At 59.8% G+C, this 937-nt stretch carries 1 protein-coding gene; it reads left to right on the forward strand.

Annotation, left to right across the window (positions count from 1 at the left end):
- Positions 1 to 937 (forward strand): LPD38 domain-containing protein (locus tag AK963_RS34140; RefSeq protein WP_202969943.1); only part of this gene is annotated, 937 nt, incomplete at both ends.

Here is a 937-nt window from a genome sequence, read left to right on the forward strand (position 1 = left end):
GGTGAGGGTACGGTCAGCGTATCGGAGAACGGCAAGCTGAAGCACTACCTGGTGCATGACAAGCTGCTGCTGGCCTCCATTCAGGACCTGGGAGCGCCCAACTTTGGCTGGATGATGAAGCTGTTGAGCTGGCCACGGCGGTTGCTGACCGCCACCGTTACCGCCGACCCGGCCTTTATGGCGCGCAACCTGTTGAGGGATACCCTGTCCACCTGGGTGCATATTGCCCCGGAGGTGAACGGCAAACCCCTGAAGACCAATCCGCTGGTCGGTGCGATCCGGGGCTTTACTACGAAGCTGAAGAACGACGACAGCTACTGGAACATGATGCTGGCCGGTGGCGGCGGTGGGGGCTACTACAGCGTCAAGCCGGAGAATATCCGCAAGAAGCTGTCACCGGATGACCTCAAACGGCTGATCGACGTACCCGGCAAACTCTACGATGTGCTGGAAGGTAACTGGCAGAAATGGGAGCGAGTCGGCTCGAAGTTTGAAAACAGCAACCGGCTGCATGTGTATGACCGGGTGATCCAGCAGGGAGGCAGTCCTGCCGAGGCGGCCTATCAGGCCATGGATGTGATGAACTTCCGGCGCAGTGGACAGGGGCAGATTATCCAGTTCCTGGTGCAGAGCCTGCCGTTCTTTAATGCGCGGTTGCAGGGGCTGGACCGGCTGTACCGTGGAGCCAGGGTCGAAGGCCAGTCCGGCTGGTCGGCGGTGAGCAAATCGGTATTGATCCGAGGTGCGGCTTATGGGCTGGCAGCTTACGCCCTGCGGGCTATGTACTGGGACGATGACCGCTACAAGGATTTGCCGGAGTGGGAGAAGCTGGGCTTTCACCATTTCTGGGTCGGGGAGGACCATTTCCGCATACCCAAGCCGTTCGAGGTGGGCGGCATCTTTGCCACCATCCCTGAAATCATGGAGCAGAGCCTGA

The sequence above is a fragment of the Endozoicomonas atrinae genome (assembly GCF_001647025.1).
Taxonomy (GTDB): domain Bacteria; phylum Pseudomonadota; class Gammaproteobacteria; order Pseudomonadales; family Endozoicomonadaceae; genus Endozoicomonas; species Endozoicomonas atrinae.